This is a genomic window from Streptomyces diastatochromogenes, from assembly GCF_002242805.1.
In the GTDB taxonomy this organism is placed as follows: Bacteria; Actinomycetota; Actinomycetes; order Streptomycetales; family Streptomycetaceae; genus Streptomyces; species Streptomyces diastatochromogenes.
Window position 1 is genome coordinate 14,827 of sequence record NZ_MCGQ01000009.1, and the last position, 19,105, is coordinate 33,931.

General features: G+C 69.7%; 16 protein-coding genes and 2 pseudogenes. 10 read left to right on the top strand and 8 right to left on the bottom strand.

Annotation, left to right across the window (positions count from 1 at the left end; translation table 11 throughout):
• Window positions 1-14 precede the first annotated feature (14 nt).
• Both BEK98_RS09690 and BEK98_RS09695 read right to left on the bottom strand, forming a co-directional pair.
• Window positions 15-779 carry a DUF2127 domain-containing protein gene (locus BEK98_RS09690; protein WP_094216021.1) on the bottom strand — a complete coding sequence of 255 codons (765 nt, stop codon included), beginning with the start codon at window positions 777-779 and terminating at the stop codon, window positions 15-17.
• Between the two features lie 100 nt (window positions 780-879).
• Entirely contained in the window at window positions 880-2,562 is a 1,683-nt protein-coding gene (locus BEK98_RS09695) for an MFS transporter (protein WP_094216022.1), read from the bottom strand.
• A 117-nt stretch (window positions 2,563-2,679) separates the two neighbouring features.
• Between BEK98_RS09695 and BEK98_RS09700 the strand changes: the two genes are divergently transcribed.
• A complete protein-coding gene (locus BEK98_RS09700; protein WP_094216023.1) occupies window positions 2,680-3,303 on the top strand; it encodes a TetR/AcrR family transcriptional regulator in 624 nt (207 codons plus the stop codon).
• A gap of 115 nt (window positions 3,304-3,418) precedes the next feature.
• On the opposite strand, the gene BEK98_RS09705 is transcribed toward BEK98_RS09700, so the two are convergent.
• Window positions 3,419-4,837, bottom strand: a complete 1,419-nt coding sequence (locus BEK98_RS09705; RefSeq protein WP_094216235.1) for a cation:dicarboxylate symporter family transporter — start codon at window positions 4,835-4,837, stop codon at window positions 3,419-3,421.
• Between the two features lie 121 nt (window positions 4,838-4,958).
• Between BEK98_RS09705 and BEK98_RS09710 the strand changes: the two genes are divergently transcribed.
• Both BEK98_RS09710 and BEK98_RS09715 read left to right on the top strand, forming a co-directional pair.
• Window positions 4,959-6,575 (top strand): sensor histidine kinase, encoded by a 1,617-nt coding sequence (locus BEK98_RS09710; RefSeq protein WP_094216024.1) that lies wholly within the window; start codon window positions 4,959-4,961, stop codon window positions 6,573-6,575.
• Window positions 6,575-7,270 (top strand): response regulator, encoded by a 696-nt coding sequence (locus BEK98_RS09715; protein WP_094216025.1) that lies wholly within the window; start codon window positions 6,575-6,577, stop codon window positions 7,268-7,270. Before BEK98_RS09710 ends, BEK98_RS09715 begins: the two co-directional genes overlap by 1 nt.
• On the opposite strand, the gene BEK98_RS09720 is transcribed toward BEK98_RS09715, so the two are convergent.
• Both BEK98_RS09720 and BEK98_RS09725 read right to left on the bottom strand, forming a co-directional pair.
• Window positions 7,152-9,146, bottom strand: a complete 1,995-nt coding sequence (locus BEK98_RS09720) for a tetratricopeptide repeat protein (protein WP_341868960.1) — start codon at window positions 9,144-9,146, stop codon at window positions 7,152-7,154. The two genes, BEK98_RS09715 and BEK98_RS09720, sit on opposite strands and share 119 nt — an antisense overlap.
• A gap of 197 nt (window positions 9,147-9,343) precedes the next feature.
• Window positions 9,344-9,901 (bottom strand): hypothetical protein, encoded by a 558-nt coding sequence (locus tag BEK98_RS09725; protein WP_094216026.1) that lies wholly within the window; start codon window positions 9,899-9,901, stop codon window positions 9,344-9,346.
• A 33-nt stretch (window positions 9,902-9,934) separates the two neighbouring features.
• On the opposite strand from BEK98_RS09725, the gene BEK98_RS09730 reads away from it, so the two are divergent.
• From BEK98_RS09730 to BEK98_RS49900, 5 genes and pseudogenes are all read left to right on the top strand, one after another.
• Window positions 9,935-10,777, top strand: a complete 843-nt coding sequence (locus tag BEK98_RS09730; RefSeq protein WP_094216027.1) for a 5'-methylthioadenosine/S-adenosylhomocysteine nucleosidase family protein — start codon at window positions 9,935-9,937, stop codon at window positions 10,775-10,777.
• Window positions 10,778-10,940: 163 nt separating this feature from the next.
• Complete coding sequence (locus tag BEK98_RS09735) at window positions 10,941-12,854, top strand: tetratricopeptide repeat protein (protein WP_208643061.1); 1,914 nt, start codon at window positions 10,941-10,943, stop codon at window positions 12,852-12,854.
• 92 nt (window positions 12,855-12,946) lie between these two features.
• On the top strand, window positions 12,947-14,197 hold the full coding sequence (locus BEK98_RS09740; RefSeq protein ID WP_094216029.1) for a helix-turn-helix domain-containing protein: 1,251 nt from the start codon (window positions 12,947-12,949) through the stop codon (window positions 14,195-14,197).
• 149 nt (window positions 14,198-14,346) lie between these two features.
• Complete coding sequence (locus BEK98_RS09745; protein WP_143684100.1) at window positions 14,347-14,712, top strand: DUF6415 family natural product biosynthesis protein; 366 nt, start codon at window positions 14,347-14,349, stop codon at window positions 14,710-14,712.
• A gap of 294 nt (window positions 14,713-15,006) precedes the next feature.
• Window positions 15,007-15,117, top strand: a pseudogene (locus BEK98_RS49900) (carbohydrate ABC transporter permease); the annotation flags it as partial.
• A gap of 68 nt (window positions 15,118-15,185) precedes the next feature.
• Here the strand turns inward: BEK98_RS49900 and BEK98_RS09755 are convergent.
• Together BEK98_RS09755 and tnpA are read right to left on the bottom strand one after the other, a co-directional pair.
• Entirely contained in the window at window positions 15,186-16,394 is a 1,209-nt protein-coding gene (locus tag BEK98_RS09755) for an RNA-guided endonuclease InsQ/TnpB family protein (RefSeq protein WP_094216032.1), read from the bottom strand.
• Window positions 16,391-16,819 carry an IS200/IS605 family transposase gene (gene tnpA, locus BEK98_RS09760; RefSeq protein WP_094216033.1) on the bottom strand — a complete coding sequence of 143 codons (429 nt, stop codon included), beginning with the start codon at window positions 16,817-16,819 and terminating at the stop codon, window positions 16,391-16,393. The genes BEK98_RS09755 and tnpA overlap by 4 nt, the downstream gene beginning before the upstream one ends.
• 84 nt (window positions 16,820-16,903) lie before the next feature.
• Between tnpA and BEK98_RS09765 the strand changes: the two are divergent.
• Window positions 16,904-17,083: pseudogene (locus BEK98_RS09765) on the top strand (carbohydrate ABC transporter permease); the annotation flags it as partial.
• Between the two features lie 137 nt (window positions 17,084-17,220).
• Window positions 17,221-17,928, top strand: coding sequence for a helix-turn-helix domain-containing protein (locus tag BEK98_RS09770; protein ID WP_094216034.1), 708 nt, complete (start codon window positions 17,221-17,223; stop codon window positions 17,926-17,928).
• Between the two features lie 28 nt (window positions 17,929-17,956).
• Here BEK98_RS09770 and BEK98_RS09775 read toward each other — a convergent pair whose 3' ends face one another.
• Window positions 17,957-18,982: an ATP-dependent 6-phosphofructokinase gene (locus BEK98_RS09775; RefSeq protein WP_094216035.1), complete on the bottom strand. Its 1,026-nt coding sequence runs from the start codon at window positions 18,980-18,982 to the stop codon at window positions 17,957-17,959.
• Window positions 18,983-19,105 lie beyond the last annotated feature (123 nt).

Consider the following 19,105-nt stretch of genomic DNA (forward strand, 5'->3'; position numbering starts at 1 on the left):
TCGCCGCACGAAGGTCAGGCGGCCACCCCGGCGGACTCCTCCACCTCCATCAGGGACGCGCTGTGCCGCTCCTCGTCGAACTTCCTGCGCCCGCCGCGCAGCCCGAACAGCCGCTTGGCCAGGGCGATGTAGAGGACCGCGAGGATGTTGAGGACGAGGGTGGCGATCTTCAACCAGCTGATGTGCTCAGTGAGTTCGTAGATCTCAAGGGGGAGGAAGGCGGCGGTGGCGACCACGGTCAGGTACTCCGCCCAGCGCTTGGCGTACCAGAGGCCCCCCGCCTCGATCAGTTCGATCAGCGCGTACGCCAGGAGCAGGGCCGCCACCAGCAGCAGCGTGGAGTGCCGGTAGCCGAAGGCCTTCTGGATGGAGTCGACGACCGGGGAGTGGTCGAGGTCGTAGTGGAAGTGCCGGAAGACCGGGCGGAAGACGTCCAGGTTCTGGTTGAAGAGGCGGCGCACCGCGTCCTGGCTGTTGCTGAACTTCCACACCGCGATCGCGACCAGCACGATGAACACCCCGCGCACCGCCCGCTCGATCGCCAGGAAGCGCAGGATGAACAGGTCCCGCAGCACCTTCCCGCGCGGCACCAGCGGCGCCTCGTCGGCCGGCCCCGAGCCGTGCGGCTCGCCCAGCGCGAAGTCGCCGCAGCGCAGGCAGCGCCATACCTCGCCGAGCGCGGTCTGCGCGTGCAGCCGTACCCGCAGCCGTGGATCGTCGGGCGCGTAGGTCACATGCCCCTTGCGCGCGCAGGTCCGCCGGTCCCAGTCGATCTTCATCCCCCGTGCCTCCAAGTTCGTTCGGGAACACGCACGAACGTGCCGTTCCGGTTCCGGAGCGGCACGCTAGTGGATGCGCATGAGAAGACGCGGTAAGGGGTCAGCCGGCTGCGCTCTCCGCCAGTTCCTTCTCCTCGGCCTTCTCCTCCTGTACGGCCTGTACGGCGGCCTCGCGGCGCGGCAGCAGGACGGCCACCAGGATCGTGCCGATGCCCAGGATCACCGCGCCGACCAGGCTGGTGTGGGCGACGGCGTCGGAGAAGGAGGAGCCGACCGCGTCCGCCATCTGCCGGGCGCCGGAGGCGAGCTGGGCGGCCTGCTGCTTGAGCTGCGCGGCCTGCTGCGGGTCGCTCGTCCGCGCGGCCTGCGCGGCCAGCTGGTGTGCCTTGTCGCCGATGCCCTGCGCGACGGCGTACCCGGCGCCGACCGAGTCCTGCGCGGTCTCCAGAGCGCTCGCCGGGAGCTTGCTGCCCGTGGTGGCGTCGGTGAGGTGGTCGCCGTACGAGGTGGCGAGCAGCGAGCCGAGGATCGCGATGCCGAGCGAGCCGCCCAGCTCCAGCGAGGTGTCGTTGACCGCGCCGCCGACGCCCAGTTCGGACTCCGGGAAGGCGCCCATGATCGCGTCGGTGCAGGGCGAGAGGGCGAGGCCGATGGCGAGGCCCAGGATGACGAGGGGCGCCACGAAGTCGCCGTACGCCGAGCCCGCGTCGACCTGGGTCAGCAGCGCGAGGGCCGTCGTGCCGCCGACCATGCCCGCGGTGACGGTGAGCTTCATGCCGACCCGCGGGGTGAGCCAGCCGGTGAGGGCCGAGCCGACGAAGACCGCACCGGCCAGCGGGAGCATGCGGACGCCGGTCTCCAGGGCGTCGTAGCCGAGGACGAACTGCAGGTGCTGGGTGAGGTAGTAGAAGGCGCCGAAGACGGCCAGGAAGAAGAGGGCCACGGCGAGGTTGGAGCCCGCGAAACGGCGGTCGGTGAAGCGGCGCACGTCCAGGATCGGGCGGGGGTGGCGCAACTCCCAGGCGACGAAGGCGACCAGGCCCAGGCCCGCGAGGACGGCGGCGGTGACCGCCTTGACGCCCCAGCCGAAGTGCGGCCCCTCGATGATCATGTAGATCAGCGAACCGGTCCAGATCACCGACAGCAGTCCGCCGACGTAGTCGATCCGGTCGTGGTGCCCGGCCTTGGACGGCGGTACGAGGACGAGGGCGCCGATGATCGCCAGCACGGCGATGGGCACGTTGATCAGGAAGGTCGAGGACCAGCCGTGGTCGCGCAGCAGGGCGCCCGCGACCACCGGTCCGGCGGCGATGGCGAGGCCGGCGGTGGCGGTCCACAGCGTGATGGCCTTGGCGCGCTCGGCGCGCGGGAAGGTCGCGGCGAGGAGAGACAGGGTGGCGGGCATGATCAGCGCGGCGCCGACACCCATCACGGCACGGGCAGCGATGACCGCCGTGGAGCTGCCGGCCAGGTAGCCGCCGACCGCTCCGCCGGCGAAGACGACGAGGCCGAGGACGAGGGCGCCGCGGCGGCTGTACTTGTCGCCGATCGCGCCGAGCAGCAGCATCAGCGCCGCGTACGGGACGGTGTAGCCGTCGATGACCCACTGCAGGTCGGCGCTGGACAGACCGAGGTCCCGGGTCATGTCGGGCGCCGCGACCGTGAGGGCGGTGTTGGCCATCACGATGATCAGCAGGCTCAGGCAGAGCACGAGGAGCGCCCACCAGCGCCGGGCGTAGGGCCGGTCCGTCCTGTCGACCGGTTCGTTCATGACGAGTCGCATGGCAGGGATCGCCTTCCTCACAGCGCGACGAGGCTTGCACAGCACCGTGCAATTGCACAGCCATGTGCAATGTACGTCGTTGCACAGCACTGTGCAAGTCGAGGAGGGGTGTGCAGAATGACTGCCATGACCACCGGTAGCTCCAGCCGCGCCGACGCCAACCGGCGCCGCATCCTCGACGTCGCCCTCGCCGAGCTGCTGCGCGATCCCGACGCCTCCATGGACCAGATCGCGCGCGCCGCAGGGGTCGTACGGCGGACGGTGTACGGGCACTTCCCGAGCCGTGAGGCGCTGATCAGCACGCTCGTCGACGGGGCGGTCCAGGCGCTGGCGGAGGCGGACGCGGGGGCCCGGGCGGGGGTGGCCGACCCGGCGGAGGCGGTGGCCCGCTCGGTGCTCGCGATCTGGGAGATCGCCGACCGCTACCGGCTGCTGGTCGCCCTGGCCCAGCGCACGGTCACCGTGCAGGGCATCCGCGAACGCCTGGCGCCCCTGCGCGAGAACAAGGTGCGGCTGCTCCAACACGGCCTGGACGAGGGCGTCTTCAGCTCCCCGCTGCCCGCGTCGGCCCTCGCGTACGTGCACGAGCAGATGCTGTTCGCGGTGACGGAAGCGGTGAACGACGGGCTGGTGACAGCGGAGGAGGCGGGCCGCGCGGCCACGGTCACGGTTCTGACCGCAGCGGGCGTGCCCGCCTCCACGGCCACCGAGCTGGTGGCCAAGGTGAGTGAGGGGTCGTAGCGCACAGGGAAGCCGGGCGGCTGGGTCAACGGGGGAGACCCAGCCGCCCGGCGGCGGTACCCGGACGCCCGGCCCGGGTTCAGGCGGGGCCGGACGTCCGGAGCTTTCTCAGGGATCAGGCCTTCGCCAGCTCCTTCTCCCCGTCCTCGCGGGGCTCGGGAAGCTCAGCGGCCGCGCCCTCGTTCTCGTCCAGCAGCGTCGTCTCGTCGAACGGCAGCTCACCCGCGAGAACCTGCCGCACCCGGCCCTTGTCGATCTCCTTGGTCCAGGTACCGATCAGCACCGTGGCGACCGCGTTGCCCGCGAAGTTGGTCAGTGCACGGGCCTCGCTCATGAAGCGGTCGATGCCGACGATCAGGCCGACGCCGTCGACCAGCGCGGGCTTGTGCGACTGGAGACCGCCGGCCAGGGTGGCCAGACCCGCACCGCTGACGCCCGCCGCGCCCTTGGAGGCGAGCAGCAGGAAGAGCAGCAGCGGGATCTGCTCGCCGATCGACATCGGGGTGCCCAGGGCGTCGGCGATGTAGAGCGACGCCATGGTCATGTAGATCATGGTGCCGTCGAGGTTGAAGGAGTAGCCGGTCGGCACGGTGATGCCGACGACCGGCTTGCTGATGCCCAGGTGCTCCATCTTCGCGATGAGCCGCGGCAGCGCGGACTCGGAGGAGGAGGTCGACAGGATCAGCAGGAACTCGCGGGCCAGGTACTTGAACAGCGTGAAGACGTTCAGTCCGGCGACGACCCGCAGCAGCGTGCCGAGCACGATGAAGACGAACAGGAAGCAGGTCACGTAGAAGCCGAGCATCAGCACAGCGAGGCTCTTCAGCGCGTCCAGACCCGCGGAGCCGACGACGGCCGCGATGGCACCGAAGGCACCGATCGGCGCGGCCCACATGACCATGGACAGGATGCGGAAGACCAGCCGCTGGATGTGCTCGATGCCCCGCAGCACCGGCTGCCCGACCGACCCCATGGCCTGCAGCGCGAACCCGGCGAGCAGCGCGACCAGCAGGGTCTGCAGCACCTGGCCCTCGGTGAACGCGGACACGAAGGTCGTCGGAATGATCGACAGCACGAAGTCGACCGGCGGCAGCGCGTCCGGGGACACCTGCTCGTGTCCGGTCGCCTTGATGGCGTTGGTGATGTGCAGCCCGTCACCCGGGTGCAGCACGTTGCCGACGACGAGCCCGATGGCCAGCGCGACCAGCGACATCACGAGGAAGTAGCCGAGGGCGATACCGCCGACGGCACCGACCTTCGCGGCCTTCCGTACGGAACCGATGCCGAGCACGATCGTGCAGAAGATGATCGGCGAGATCATCATCTTGATCAGGTTCACGAAGCCGGTGCCCAGCGGCTTCAGCTCGACTCCGGCATCGGGCCAGATGAGCCCCACGGCGATACCGAGCGCGACCGCCACGATGACGGCGATGTACAGGTAGTGGGTCCGGTCCCGCTTCACGCGGGGTGCGGCAGGTGCCGTATCGGGGGAACTGGCGGCCACGGCTGCCCTCCTTGACGTCTTCGTCGGCATCACCGGCGTGCGGCTCACGTCCGGGGGTTGTGGGGGATGCCGTGACTATCTCCCGCTCTGTGAGGGCGGTCACCCTTCCGTTCATTTAGTTCATGCTTAACCCGAGAGGCACACTGCTGACATGCGCTTCCCGTCCCTCCCCCGCCCCCGCAGCCTGGCCGGCCAGCTGTTCGCCATGCAGGCCGTGCTGATAGCGGTGGTCGTGGCCGGGTACGCGCTGTTCACCTACGTCAGCGACGAACGGCAGGCCGAGGACGCGGCGGCCCGCCACGCGACGGCCGTGGCCCGCTCGATCGCGGACTCCCCCTCCGTCCGCACGGCGATCCACACCCCCGACCCCACCAAGGACCTCCAGCCCTACGCGATGCAGGTCATGCGGGACGCGAACGTCGACTTCGTGACGATCATGACCCCGTCCGGGATCCGCTGGACCCACCCCGACGAGAAGCAGATCGGCAAGCACTTCCTCGGCCGCATCGGCCCCGCCCAGCACGGCCGCACCTTCACCGAGACCTACACCGGCACGCTCGGCGCGTCCGTCCGCGCGGTCACCCCGGTGGAGGAGAACGGCAGGGTCATCGGCCTGGTCAGCGCCGGCATCAAGGTGGAGGCGATCAGCGCACGGGTCCGCGGCCAGGTCACGGCCCTGCTCGGAGTGGCCGGCGTCGCGCTGCTCCTGGGCGCGGTGGGCACGTACGTCGTCAACGCCCGCCTGCGCCGCCACACCCACGGCATGAACGCGACCGAGCTGAGCCGGATGCACGACTACCACCAGGCGGCGCTGCACGCGGTCCGCGAGGGGCTGCTCATGCTGGACGGGCAGTTCAGGGTGGCGCTGATCAACGACGGCGGCCAGGAGCTGCTCGGGGTCGGCGAGGAGGAGGACGTCATCGGCAGGTCGGTGGCGGACCTGGGCCTGCCGGCACCGCTCACCGGCGCACTGCTGTCGTCGGAGCCACGCGTGGACGAGGTGCACCTGACGGCGTCCCGGGTGCTGGTCGTGAACACCTCACCGGTGTCGGGCGGAGAGCGTCGGGGCACGGTAGTGACCCTGCGAGACGTGACCGAACTCCAATCTCTGATGGGCGAGTTGGACTCGGAGCGCGGCTTCACCCAGGCCCTGCGCTCCCAGGCCCACGAGGCGGCGAACCGCCTCCACACGGTCGTCTCGCTGATCGAGCTGGGCCGGGCCGAGGAGGCCGTGGACTTCGCGACGGCGGAACTGGAGCTGGCCCAGGCCCTCACCGACCAGGTGGTGGCCGCCGTGAGCGAGCCTGTACTGGCCGCACTGCTCCTGGGCAAGACGGCCCAGGCCAACGAGCGGGGCGTGGAGCTGGTGGTCTCGGCGGACAGCCGGCTCGACGACGGCGTACTCCCGCCCGAGCTGTCGGCGCGGGACCTGGTGACCGTCCTCGGCAACCTGATCGACAACGCGGTGGACGCGGCACAGGGCAGTGCGCGGGCCCGGGTGACCGTGACGGCGTACGCCTCGGCCGCCGAACTGGTGCTGCGCGTGTCCGACACGGGACCGGGGGTCGACCCCGCCCATGCCGACCTGGTATTCCAACGGGGGTTCTCGACGAAGCCGGCGGGACCCGGCGGGCGCGGCCTCGGCCTCGCCCTGGTCCGGCAGGCGGTCGCCCGGCTCGACGGGACGCTGACGGTGGCGGAGGCCGAGGAGGGCGGAGCGGTGTTCGAGGTGCGGTTGCCGTTGCGCACATCGGTGGGTGGCGGCTGATGGCGGGTTCTGTTTCGCAACCCATTCGGGTTCTCGTCGTCGAGGACGATCCGGTGGCCGCGGACGCGCATGTGATGTACGTCGGCCGGGTGCCGGGGTTCGTGGCGGTGGGCAAGGCACACACAGGGGCGGAGGCACGGCGGATCCTGGACCGCACGCCGGTGGACCTGCTGCTCCTGGACCTGCACCTGCCGGACGTACACGGGCTGCAGTTCGCGCGGTCGCTGCGGGCGGCCGGATATCACGCGGACGTGATAGCGGTGACGTCGGCGCGGGACCTGGCCGTGGTGCGGGAGGGCGTCTCCCTGGGGGTCGTCCAGTACGTCCTGAAGCCCTTCACTTTCGCCACGCTGCGGGACCGGCTGGTGCGGTACGCCGAGTTCCATGCGGCGGTGGGCGAGGCGAGCGGGCAGGACGAGGTGGACCGGGCCCTGGGCGCGCTTCGGGCACCTTCGCCTGCGGCGCTTCCCAAGGGGTTGAGCGGGCCTACTTTGGAGCGGGTCACGGGGGTGCTTCGGGAGGCTTCGGCGGGGCTTACGGCGGCGGGGGTTGCCGAGGCGGTGGGGATTTCGCGGATCACTGCTCGGCGGTATCTGGAGCACCTGGTGGAGGCGGGGAGGGCTGGGCGGGAGCCGGTTTATGGGCAGGTGGGGAGGCCGGAGTTGGTTTATCGGTGGGTTTCTCAGGGGCGGTGAGGGCTTCGGCTTGGGCGCGGGCTCGGGCGGCTTCGGTTGGGGCGTTGGCGCTGGTGTAGGCGTCGGCGGACTGAAGCCAGTAGGTGCGGGCGTCTTCGGCCTGGGGGCCATCCGCGAGGCCGAGGCCGAGGTTTTCGAGAGTCAGGCCTACTCCGTACCAATCCTCGCTCTCCCGGGCGATGTCCAGGGCCTTGCCGTACGCCTCGGTCTCCTCCTCCACACGCCCCGCCGCCCGCAGGGAATTCCCGAGGTTCATCCATGCCGTGCCCTCGCGCTGGCGGTCCCCGACCGCCCGGAAGAGATCGCGAGCACGGACGTGTGCCTCGATCGCCTCCTCCACGCGCCCCGCCGCCCGCAGAGCGTTGCCGAGGTGATTCCACGCACCGGCCTCCAAGTGGCGGTCCCCGACGGCCTGGCACAGGTGACGGTCACGAATATGAGCCTCGATCGCCTCCTCGACCCGACCCGTCTCCCGCAGAGCGATGCCGAGGTTCTTCCACGCCACGGCCTCACCAAGGCGGTGTCCGACGGCCTGGAAGAGGTCGCGGGCACGGATGTGTGCCTCGATCGCCTCCTCCACGCGGCCCACCTCCTCCAGGGCGATGCCAAGGCTGGTGCAGGCAGAGGCCTCGGCAACGCGGTCTCCGGCGCGGTGAGCCGCGTCCTGAGCAACACGGGTGATGGTGATCTTGTCGTCGAAGTACCGACGCCTGTCGAGATACTCCGTCAGGCAGAGAGCCAGCTGCACTGACGTGGCCGCGTACCGCTCCTCCCGCGCCCACAACACCGCCGCCACCAGCCCCGCCCGCTCCCCGTCGAGCCACGCCAGCGCCTGCCCCCGGTCCATGAACCGCTCCGGTTCCGCCATCCCCGGCAGCCACCGCAACCGGTCATCGGCCGCGTACGCCCACCGGTGGTAGAACGCCAGCACCCGCTCTCGCGCCGCCTCCCCTTCGTCCCGTAAACCCGCATCCCCCGCCACCACACCAGTCCCGAACGCCCGTACCAGGTCATGCAACCGCCACCGCCCACGCCCGCTCCCCCGCTCCACGAGGTGCGCGCGGGCCAGCGCCCTTATGTCCCGCAGCGGAGGAGCCTCGGCCCCGACGAGCGCGGCGGCGACCTCGTCACTCACCTCGGGCCCCGGCGCGAGAGCAAGCAGGCACAGGAGATGGGCCTGTTCGGGTGGCAGACGGCGGTAGGAGAGGTCGAAGGCGGCACGGATGCTGCGCTCGCCGTCGTCGAGATGGTCGAGGCGGTCCCGGGACTCGGTGAGTTCGTCGACGAGTTCCGAAAGTGGCTTGTCCTGGTCCTCCGCCAACAGGGCTGCGGCGATCTGCAGGGCCAGCGGAAGATGCCCGCACAGAAGGGCAAGCCGCCCGGCGCCCTCGGCGTCGTCGGCGACACGTCTGTCGTCCGGATCGGCGATCCTCAGGGAGAGGTCGAGGAGGTCGTACGAACCATCGGGCGTGAGCTGCTCCAAGGGCACCCGTCTGGCGCCGAGTTGAGCGAGGCGGTCCCGGGACGTGACGATGACCCGGTGCCGGGTCCCGCCCGGAAGCAGGGGCCGTACCTGATCCGGCGAGGACGCGTTGTCGGCCAGGATCAGCACCGCGTCCCGCTCGGCCAGCCGCGACCGATAAAGCACGGCCCGCTCATCCGCCGTAGCCGGAATGTGCTTCGACTCGACCCCGAGAGCCCGCAGCAGTGACTGGAGTGCCTGGTTCGCCGTAACCGGAGCATCGTCGTAACCGTGGAGGTCCACGAAGAGAACCCCACCCGGAAACCACCCCTCCGCCCGAGCCGCGTACGCCGCCTCCACCGCCAGCACGGTCTTGCCGATGCCGCCCAGCCCCGACACTGCGGTGACGAGCACGGCCTGAGGCTCACCCGGACCGGCCGCCGGGTTCAGCGCATCGCGCAGTCGGGCCATCTCCCGTTCGCGACCCGTGAACCCCGCCGCTCTCGCAGGCAACGCATCCAACGCCGTAGGCGCCGGAGCCTGCTGCAGGTACTCCGCTTTCCCGATGACCGTCCCTCTGAACTCCCCGTCCTGGAAGTGGATGTGATCGCTCACCCCGCCCGGCCTCCACTCCTGAACGGCAGGGCGTACTGAACGATGTACACCCCCAGCCCGAGCACCGAGACCGCCTCCGGAACGGAGAGAATCACCAACCCGGTCGAGGCGTCATCCCCCACCCAGTACACGATCAGCGCACTCAACGGCACGACGCAGAAAGCCAGCAGGTCGATCACGCACTGCATGACCTTCCGCGAAACCCGCCGCGCATCCCCCCGATGGGCGACCTCCCACTTGAAGACCTCACCCCCCTCCACCTGAACCATCTCAGCGAGCCGAGGCCCCAACTCCCCCCGCACATAGGCCCCGATGGCCGAGATCTTCTGGTCATTGACGAGATACGTCCACCCGAGCACCACACACACCGGCGGCAGCGCCAGCAACATCGCGGCCTGCTTGGCCTGCGCGGCGGCGGCGATCACGGCAGCCACGACGGTGAGGGTGACGTACAGCAGATTGTCCCGGAACCCGATCCGCGTCTTCTGCTCGTCCTTGATCGTCTGGTACTCGGTGAGCAGCAACTGCCCCACCGTTACGTCCCGTTCCGCCACTCGCGCCCCTTCCCCCGGCAGTACCTTAAGAGTGTGCCGCAGACGAAGCCGACTGTTCTGATCCTGACCGCACTGGCGCTGGAGTACACGGCGGTGCGGGCGTACATCGAGGACCGCGAGGAACGCGTCCACCCGAAAGGAACCCGCGTCGAGATCGGCAGGCTGCCCGACAGCCCCTGGCAGGTCGCGGTCAGCGAGTTGGGTGTGGGCGCCGAGCGCGCCGCGGCGCTCGCGACACAGCTCATCGAGTGGCTGCATCCACAGGCTGTGTTCTTCGTGGGGGTGGCCGGCAGTCTGAAGGACGACATCAACATCGGTGACGTCGTCGTCGGCACCCAGGTGTACGAGATCCACAGCGGCAAGCAGACAGACGAAGGCTTCAAGGTCCGCCCCAAGGCCCTGCCCAGCTCCCACGCACTGGAGCAGGCGGCCCGTTCGGCGGCGCGGGACCTGGAGGGCGTGGAGGTGCACTTCGCGCCGATCGCGACCGGTGACGTCGTACTGGCCGATTCCGAGTCCGACATCGCACGGCACATCGAGTCGCACTACAACGACGCCGGTGCGATCGAGATGGAGGGGTCCGGAGCGGCCAACGCGGCCCATTTCAACGGACAGTTGGACGCCCTGGTCATCCGAGGCATCAGCGACCGCGCGGACGCGAACAAGCGCAAGGCCGACGCCGGCGGCTCGCAGAAGCGGGCGGCGGCGCAGGCGGCTTCGGTGACGGTGGCGGTGCTGCGCAAGCATCTGCCTCGCGACGGGGGTTCCGGCGACTCCGAGGAGGGTCCCCAAGCGGGTTCCGGGGGCGACCACATCGACTTCCGGGGCGGGACCTTCTACGGGCCCGTCATCGGGAAGCAGGTCGGAGGCCGGTAAGGGCACGATCCACGGCCCGGTTCCCCGCGCGACCGCCACCCTGCCGCCCCGCCCGCTGGGCTTCACCGGCCGGTCGGCGGAACTGGACCGCCTGCTCCCCCACCTCGCACCCGGCGAGTCCGATACGACCGCACTCCCGCTCCTCATCTTCGCCGTCACCGGCATGGGCGGCATCGGCAAGACCGCGCTGGCGGTGGAGGCGGCGCATCGGGCGCGTGCGGAGGGCTGGTTCCCGGGCGGGACTCTGTTCGTGGACCTGCGCGGGTACGACGACGACCCGGTCACAGCTGATCAGGCCGTTCTGGCGCTCCTCGACGCACTCGGCGTACGGGACCGAGATCTGCCGCCGACGACGGAGCGCCAGTACGACGCGTACCGGGCGCTCCTCGCCGAACGGCAAGACCGGATGCTGCTGATCCTGGACAACGCGTCGGATCCGTCGCAGTACGTGCCGCTGCTGCCCGGTACGGACCATCACCGGGTACTCATCACGTCCCGGGACCGTCCCGATGCTCTTCCGGTGCGGCTCATCGACCTCGAAACTCTTGCCTCGGACGACTCGGTTGCCCTGGTGGCCCGCGCCCTGCACGACACCGACGAACGCGACGAACGTCCGGGGTGCGAGCCCGACGCCCTGCACGAACTGGCCGATCTTTGTGGCCACTTGCCCCTGGCGCTTCAGATCGCGGTAGGGATGCTGCGCCGGCGTCGCCATCGGGGCATCGACTCTCTGGTGGCCGATATCCGGGATGCCGGGGACCCGACCGCTGTTCTCGACCACGGGAGCCCGGGCACAGACCTGTACGGGCGGTCACTCGTGATTCGGCCTGTGTTGGAGACGTCGTATCGCCGACTACCACCGGAGCAGGCCCGGTTGCTGCGGCTGCTCTGTCTTGCTCCGGTTGCGGAGACAGGCACGGAGGCGATCGCCGCTCTGGCCGACGTCGAAACGGAAGCGGTGCTCTTGCTGCTGGAGGACCTAGCCGCCGCACATATCGTCACACCGGTTCGGCCCTCCGACGGGACAGCTCCCGACATGCGGTGGCGGCTGCATGACCTGGTGCGGGTGTTCGGGGCGGGTGTGGTGGCGGGGGATGCAAGGTTGCGAGAGGAGGGGGAGGCGGCACGGGAGCGGGTGCTGGAGTTCTACGTCCGCTGGGCGGCTGCGGCCGATCGCCGGTTGCGGTGGCTGCCGGGGATGGCAGAGCCGGAGCGATTCATGGACAGGGCGCAGGCGTTGGCGTGGCTGGACAGGGAGCGGGCGGGGCTCGTGGCGGCAGCGGGATGGGCACAAGAGGAGCGGTTCGCGGACGCAGGGGTGCGGCTGGCCGAGTGCCTGGGGATGTACCTGTACTGGCGGCGGTATTTCGACGACTGGACCGCCGCCACGGAAGCAGCGCGGGATGCCACCCACCGGGCCGGGGACCTGCTGGGCGAGGCGATTGCGTGGGGCAACATCGGCTTGGCCCTGCGGGGGGCGGGCCGGACGAGGGAAGCAATCGACGCCCACACCCGCGCCCGCAACCTGTACCAAGCGGCCGGAGACCGCCACCTCGAGGCCGGGGCGTGGAACAACCTCGGCAACGCCCTGAGGCAGGTGGGCCGGACCGAGGAGGCGATCGACGCCCACACCCGCGCCCGCGACCTGCACCAAGCCGCCGGAGACCGCCACCTCGAGGCCGGGGCGTGGAACAACCTCGGCAACGCCCTAAGGCAGGTGGGCCGGACCGAGGAGGCGATCGACGCCCACACCCGCGCCCGCAACCTGCACCAAGCCGCCGGAGACCGCCACCGTGAGGGCAGGGTATGGAACAACCTCGGAAATACCCTGAGGCAGATGGGCCGGACGGAGGAAGCGATCAAGGCGTACGGCAAGTCCCGGGACATCCTCCGGGAGTTCGAGAACTGGTACGACGAGGGGCGCACCCTCGAGAACCTGGCCCACGTCCACAACGCCGCTCACCGCCCCGCCGAAGCCCGCTCCGCCTACCTCCAGGCCGCCGAGGCTTTCACCCGCGCCAACGCCCCGGACCGAGCCGTCCAAGCCCGCACCCGCGCCGCCGAACTACCGGCATAACCGGGGACGTACAAGCACGGCTGGGCCGTCACATGAGACGGCCTCTACCCCTACCCTGACAGTGACGATGCTGCTGAGAGGGGCAGGCCGTGATGTCCTCAGAAGCTACTCCGGGCCCGTACACCGATCCGCTGCGGTTCGGTCAGAGGGTGCAAATCCTCCGCGAGCGCCGTGGGATGACCCAGTCTCAACTCGGTGGTCTCATCGGTCTGTCGGAGCACACTGTGCGGAAAATCGAGAACGGCCAGCAGAAGACACCTGGTCTCGACACGGTGCTGCGCATCGCTGAAGCTCTGCGCGTCGCGGACCTGGCCGAGCTGACTGGCCGCTCCGACACACACGTGGACCTGTTCATCGGCCCCGGCCATCCACGCCTCGCGGCCGTCAAGGCCGCCGTCGACAGCTTCCCGCTCAGCACCGGCGTCGAGCCGCCACCGGTGGCGCATCTTGAGGCCCGGCTGCACGCTGCATGGAAGGCACGGCACGCGTCGAAGAACCATCGCGAGGCGATCGGGAAACTGCTGCCCGACCTGATCCGCGACGCACAAGCCCTTGTCCGGCATGCCGACAGCGCAGCTGACCGACGCGCCGCGCAAGCCCAGCTCGCCCAGACATACTCGCTCTCGCAGTTCTTCATCGCCTACCAGCCCGACTCGTCCCTGCTGTGGCGCGTCGCCGAACGCTGCATGATCGCCGCCCAGGAGAGCGAAGACCCCCATGCCATCGGCGTCGCCTCGTGGCTGTTGGCGCAAGCACACCGCGACTCGGGGCCGAGGCACTACGACACTGCCGACGCCGTCAACACGGAGGCAGTGCGGTTCCTTGAGCCCCTGCTGCCCGATGCCTCGGACGACGTCCTCGCCATCGCGGGAGCCCTTGAGTTCGAACTTGGCTACACCGCCGCCCGGCGACACGAAACCGGAACGGCATGGCGGCACTGGGACAAGGCCAACGACATGGCGGCGCGGTTGCCGGCCGACTACTACCACCCGGTCACCAGCTTCAGCCAGGCCGTCATGGGCGCGCACGCGGTTACTGTGGCTGTGGAGCTGCATCAGGGCGGTGAGTCTGTGCGGCAGGCGGCCCGCGCCGATCAGACGACCATCCAGTCCCGTCCCCGCCGTGCCCGTCACCGGATCGAGGAGGCCCGCGGCTACCACCTCGACAACCAGCCGGACGTGGCAGTCGCCTCGCTGGAGAAGGCGTACGAGGCCGCACCGGAGACGATCCGGTACAACGGCTACGCGCGGGCGATCCTCCTGGAACAGGTCGAGTCGACGCAGGCTCCTCGTCGTCGCCGTGCATCGGAACTCGCGGTGAAGGTCGGCCTGCTCGCTGCCTGAGAGTAGCGACCGGATTACGGTCGGTAGTACCGCACTGGCGCTTCTACGGTCGAAGCCTCAAGACCCCGGCGGCCTGGCAGGGCCCCGGGGCGTGGCCAACGCTTCGAGGGAGCGCCGACACCATGAAAGCTACAACCCGATCGGCTGCCGTGGCAGATCACGGTCAGGGAGTCCCGCTGGACCTCGCGACGATGCGCGAGACCGTGAACATCCTGCTGGACCCGGATGCCGTCCCGAACGTACTGCCCCTGTCCGGCGCCGAGATCGAAACGCTGACCCTGGCGGTACGCGGCCAACTGGAGCTGCTCATCCCAGAGGTCGAGGTAGCAGCCAAGAAGCTGGACAAGGAAAGCATCCCTCGCTACTGCGCGCTCGCCTGTATCGGCGACGCACGCAGTCGGCTCCAGGCCGAACCGAGCCGCCGGTACGGCGGAGCCGCCGGCCACGCCCGGCGTCTGGCCCGCGCCCTGAACGCCCTGTGCGACCACTACGAGAAGATCAGCAGTGATCGGTAGTGAGGGCGGCTGTCGCTCACGAGTCGTGAAGACGCGGGCACCTTGCTGACCGCACCCCCATGGCGACCGCAGGGTCAAGGTCGCACCGAACGCCCCTCCTGTCTCGGGCCGAACACCTCAGCGGGAGAGGTTCCTCGGCCGGTCTCCGCCTGTCTTCAGGCCGCCCAGCCGTCACCCAAGCCAACGTCCCGCCGCCGCCACCCTCATCGCACTCACCCTCGCCGCAACCGCCCTCACCGCTGGCGGCACCGGCTCCGGCCAGTAACCGCCCCTCGCCTCGCCGCCGACGCCGGACTGCTCGCCGTGGCCCTTGCGTTCGCGCTGTCCCTCGCCTGGGTGCTGCCGTCTTCCGTGAACCCGCAGGCGGATCTGGGGGGGGCAAAAGTGCCCGACGGGCTCATCCTCGGCTTCGGCTGATGAAGAACTTCGTGACTCCACCCATGACTAAAGTCGCGGGCTTCCTGTATCGGTGGTTAGGCCACCTTGCAGAGGACCAGCCCGGCCCTGTTGAGGACGTTCGTCGCGCCGACGTGGTCGGCGTTCGCTGTGAAGCCGCACGTGACGCATTCGAACTTCGCTTGGGTGGCGCGGTTCCCCTTCGCGACGTGCCCGCATGCGAGGCACGTGCGGGAGGTGTTGCGCGCATCCACCGGAACCACGAGGCGACCGGCGCTTTCAGCCTTGTTCGCCAGGATTCCGAGGAACTGCGCCCAACCCGCGTCGAGGATGCTGCGGTTGAGCCCGGCCTTCGCGGCGGCGCCGTTCGGCAGGAAGACGCCTGGCGTCTCGGGGTCGGGCTTGGGCTTGGGTGCACGGGTCATGCCCGCCGTGTTCAGCCGCTCGTGTGCGATCGCGTCGTGGTCGCGGACCAGGGCGAGCGCGGTCTTGTGGTGAAAGTCGAGGCGCTGTCTGCGGATCTTGGCGTGCAGCTTGGCGACCTTGCGGGCTGCGGCGCGGTGCTTCTTGGTGCGCTGCCGGGTGCGCTTGGGGAAGGTCGCCAAGTGCCGCTGCGCGTCGGCCAGCTCGACGGCCGCCGCGTCGAGAAACTTGGGATTGGCGACGTGCTCGCCGTCCGATGTGGACAAAAAGTGCGTGGTGCCCATGTCGATGCCGACGACCGCGTCGATGGACGGGAGCGGCTCGGCGGGGACGTCGTCACAGGAGAGGACCACGTACCAGCGGTTCCTGTCGCGCTTGACGCTGATCGTCTTCACCCGGCCCTGCACGAGCCGGTGCTGGTGCACCCGGACGTGCCCGACGCCCTGGAGACGCACGCGGGTGTGCGGGTCGTGCGGGGTGGAGTCCCAGCGGCAGCCGTCGCCGTCCTTCGGGAACACCACGGTGTCGAAGTGCCCGACGCCCTTGAAGCGGGGATATCCCGGCGCCTGCCCGGCCTTGATTCGCCGAAAGAACGCCTGGAATGCCTTGTCGAGACGGCGCAGGGTCGCCTGCTGGGAGGAGAACGACCAGCGGCCCTGACGCTCCGGGTCGAACGCCCGGATCTCCTTCAGCTGAGCCGACTGGTCCCCGTACTTGATGCTCGTCTTCGAGCTGTGCCGCCAGGCGTCCCGGCGCTCCTGCAAGGCGCCGTTGTACAGCGAGCAGTGATCCCGCAGCATCTCGCCCAGCGCGACCGCCTGACGAGCCGTGGGCCGCAGCAGGAACTTGTACGCGCGGATCACAAGCCGCCCCCCATCTTCCGGGGGCGTTCCCACTGGGTGTCGATGTACCGCTGCACCGTCTCGGCGCTCACCGCGCCCACCGAGGCAGCGAAGTACGACGACGACCACAGGGTCGGAAGCTTCGACCGCAGGTGCGGGAACTCCTCGCGCAGGACGCGGGAGGTGAAGCCCTTGAACTGGTTCGCGACGTACGAGGCCGATGACTTCGGATCGTGCTTGACGAACAGGCGGACGTGGTCGGACATGACTTCGAGCGCCACGATCCCCCACCCCCGTTCGTCGGCCTTGGCCCGGATCAGTTCCTCAAGGCGTGACGCGACCCGTCCATCCAGCACCGGACGGCGGTACTTCGAGCACCACACCACGTGCAGCCCAAGGTCGTACACGCCGCCCGAGAACCGGCGAACTTTCCTGTCCACAGCCACACGACGAATATACAAACGCCATCTGTATATGAAAGCCCCTGGACCCCGAACATCACACGTACGTGTGAACTGCCCTGCTCAGCCCCCGACCAGATGCCGGCCTCGGTCAGCATCAACGACTTCTTCGGCAACCGGGGAATGGTGGCGTACGGGCAGCTCGCCGCCTTCTCCGTGATCTACTCGACGCCGGTGATCTTGTTGTATGTGCTCGTGGCGCGCCGGCTGGGGGGTGGGTTCGCACTCGGTGGCGCGGTCAAGGGATAGCCGGAACGGGTGATCCGTCCGTTACCTACCGAACGGCCGGAACATACCGAACGGCCGGAACCGTACGTTCCTACAATTAGTGATCCTGTCGGAACGGCCTGTAGTCAACTCATGGGTAGCTCCCTACCTTGTGCTGAGTGCGCCAGCCCTCAGCCCAACCGAACCCCTCGACTCCCCCGTTCAACGCCCCGGCCGCCCGCAGGCTCCGTGCCGCCCTCGGCATGGGGCCCGAGCACGTCGCCTACGGGATGCGTGCGTCGTACGGGATGCCCTATGTCACGCCCGACCTCGTGGCCGCGTGGGAGCGCGGCGCCGCCGCGCCCAGCAACCCCGAACTCACCGCTCTCGCGGGCGTGCTCTGGTGTTCGCCGGGCGAACTGATCGGCCGGCCGCGGACCCTGCGCGAGCACCGCGTCTCACGCGGGATCGCCCCGGAGGACGTCGCCCGTGCCGTCGGCATGGACCTGCCCGGGTACCTGCACATGGAGGACAGCGGGACATGGCGCGGCAACGAGCGCCAGTCGGCCGTGCTCGCGGACGTGCTGCAGCTGTCCCTGCCCGACTTCGTGACCGTCACGGACCGCGAGACCAAGCTCGCCGAGTTGCTGCACAGCGCGGTGACCACCCGCTGGCAGGCCTATGTGCGCCCGGTGGCGAAGGTTGCGCCCCTGGACCGGGGGGTCCTGGAGGACGTGCTGCAGGAGCTGCACGAGGACTACCAGGGGCACATGGCCGCCACCCTCAGCTGGGGCGGCGGCACCAAGGAGGCCAGTGTGTCCGGCCGGGACTTCATCGACCAGATCGTCGAGATCTTCTGGACCGCGGTCGAGAGCCGGAACGGTTAGAAGCCGGAACGGTTAGAGGCCGGAACGGTTAGAAGACCGACTCCGCCTCGTCCATGCGGTCCTTCGGGACCGTCTTCAGCTCGGTGACCGCCTCCGCGAGCGGCACCATCATGACGTCGGTGCCGCGCAGCGCGGTCATCTTGCCGAAGTCCCCGCGGTGTGCGGCCTCTACGGCGTGCCAGCCGAAGCGGGTGGCGAGGACACGGTCGTACGCGGTCGGGACGCCGCCACGCTGGACGTGGCCGAGGATGACCGGCTTGGCCTCCTTGCCGAGGCGCCGCTCCAGCTCGTAGGCGAGCGCGGTGCCGATGCCCAGGAAGCGCTCGTGGCCGTACTGGTCGATCTCGCCCTTGCCGTAGTCCATGGTGCCCTCGGCGGGGTGGGCGCCCTCGGCGACGCAGACGACCGCGAACTTCTTGCCGCGGGCGAAGCGCTCCTCGACCATCTTGACCAGGTCGGCGGGGTCGAAGGGACGCTCGGGCAGGCAGATGCCGTGGGCGCCGGCGGCCATGCCGGACTCCAGGGCGATCCAGCCGGCGTGCCGGCCCATCACCTCGACGACCATCACGCGCTGGTGGGACTCGGCCGTGGTCTTCAGGCGGTCCATCGCCTCGGTGGCGACGCCGACCGCGGTGTCGAAGCCGAAGGTGCGGTCCGTGGAGGAGATGTCGTTGTCGATGGTCTTGGGGACGCCGACGACCGGCAGGCCCGCGTCGGAGAGCATGCGGGCCGCGGTCAGCGTGCCCTCGCCGCCGATCGGGATCAGCGCGTCGATGCCGAACTCCTCGACCATGTCGGCGGCGCCTTCGCAGGCCTCGCGCAGCCGGTCGCGCTCCAGGCGGGAGGAGCCGAGGATGGTGCCGCCGCGGGCCAGGATGCCGCTGACCGCGTCCAGGTCGAGGGAGCGGTAGTGGCGGTCGAGCAGACCCCGGTAGCCGTCCTCGAAGCCGATGACCTCGTCGCCGTACTGCGCCACCGCTCGGTGCACGACCGACCGGATCACGGCGTTCAGGCCGGGGCAGTCGCCGCCTGCGGTGAGAACTCCGATGCGCATCGTGCTGTGTCTCCTGCTCGCTGTCGGTGCCGGTGAGCCAGTGCCGATTGTTTCACGTCCGCCGGAGCGGTGAAGTCCTGACGGGCGCCTTATCCGGCACCGGGGGTATTGTCAAGAGGGTTC

Bases quoted from the DNA above. Each gene is read 5' to 3' on its own strand.
- BEK98_RS09735 (WP_208643061.1), top strand. From the start codon at position 10,941: ATGGGCGGCATCGGCAAGACCGCGCTGGCGGTGGAGGCGGCGCATCGG.
- BEK98_RS09740 (WP_094216029.1), top strand. From the start codon at position 12,947: ATGTCCTCAGAAGCTACTCCGGGCCCGTACACCGATCCGCTGCGGTTC.
- BEK98_RS09715 (WP_094216025.1), top strand. From the start codon at position 6,575: ATGGCGGGTTCTGTTTCGCAACCCATTCGGGTTCTCGTCGTCGAGGAC.
- BEK98_RS09690 (WP_094216021.1), bottom strand. From the start codon at position 779: ATGAAGATCGACTGGGACCGGCGGACCTGCGCGCGCAAGGGGCATGTG.
- BEK98_RS09700 (WP_094216023.1), top strand. From the start codon at position 2,680: ATGACTGCCATGACCACCGGTAGCTCCAGCCGCGCCGACGCCAACCGG.
- BEK98_RS09710 (WP_094216024.1), top strand. From the start codon at position 4,959: ATGCGCTTCCCGTCCCTCCCCCGCCCCCGCAGCCTGGCCGGCCAGCTG.
- BEK98_RS09695 (WP_094216022.1), bottom strand. From the start codon at position 2,562: ATGCGACTCGTCATGAACGAACCGGTCGACAGGACGGACCGGCCCTAC.
- BEK98_RS09775 (WP_094216035.1), bottom strand. From the start codon at position 18,982: ATGCGCATCGGAGTTCTCACCGCAGGCGGCGACTGCCCCGGCCTGAAC.
- BEK98_RS09705 (WP_094216235.1), bottom strand. From the start codon at position 4,837: ATGCCGACGAAGACGTCAAGGAGGGCAGCCGTGGCCGCCAGTTCCCCC.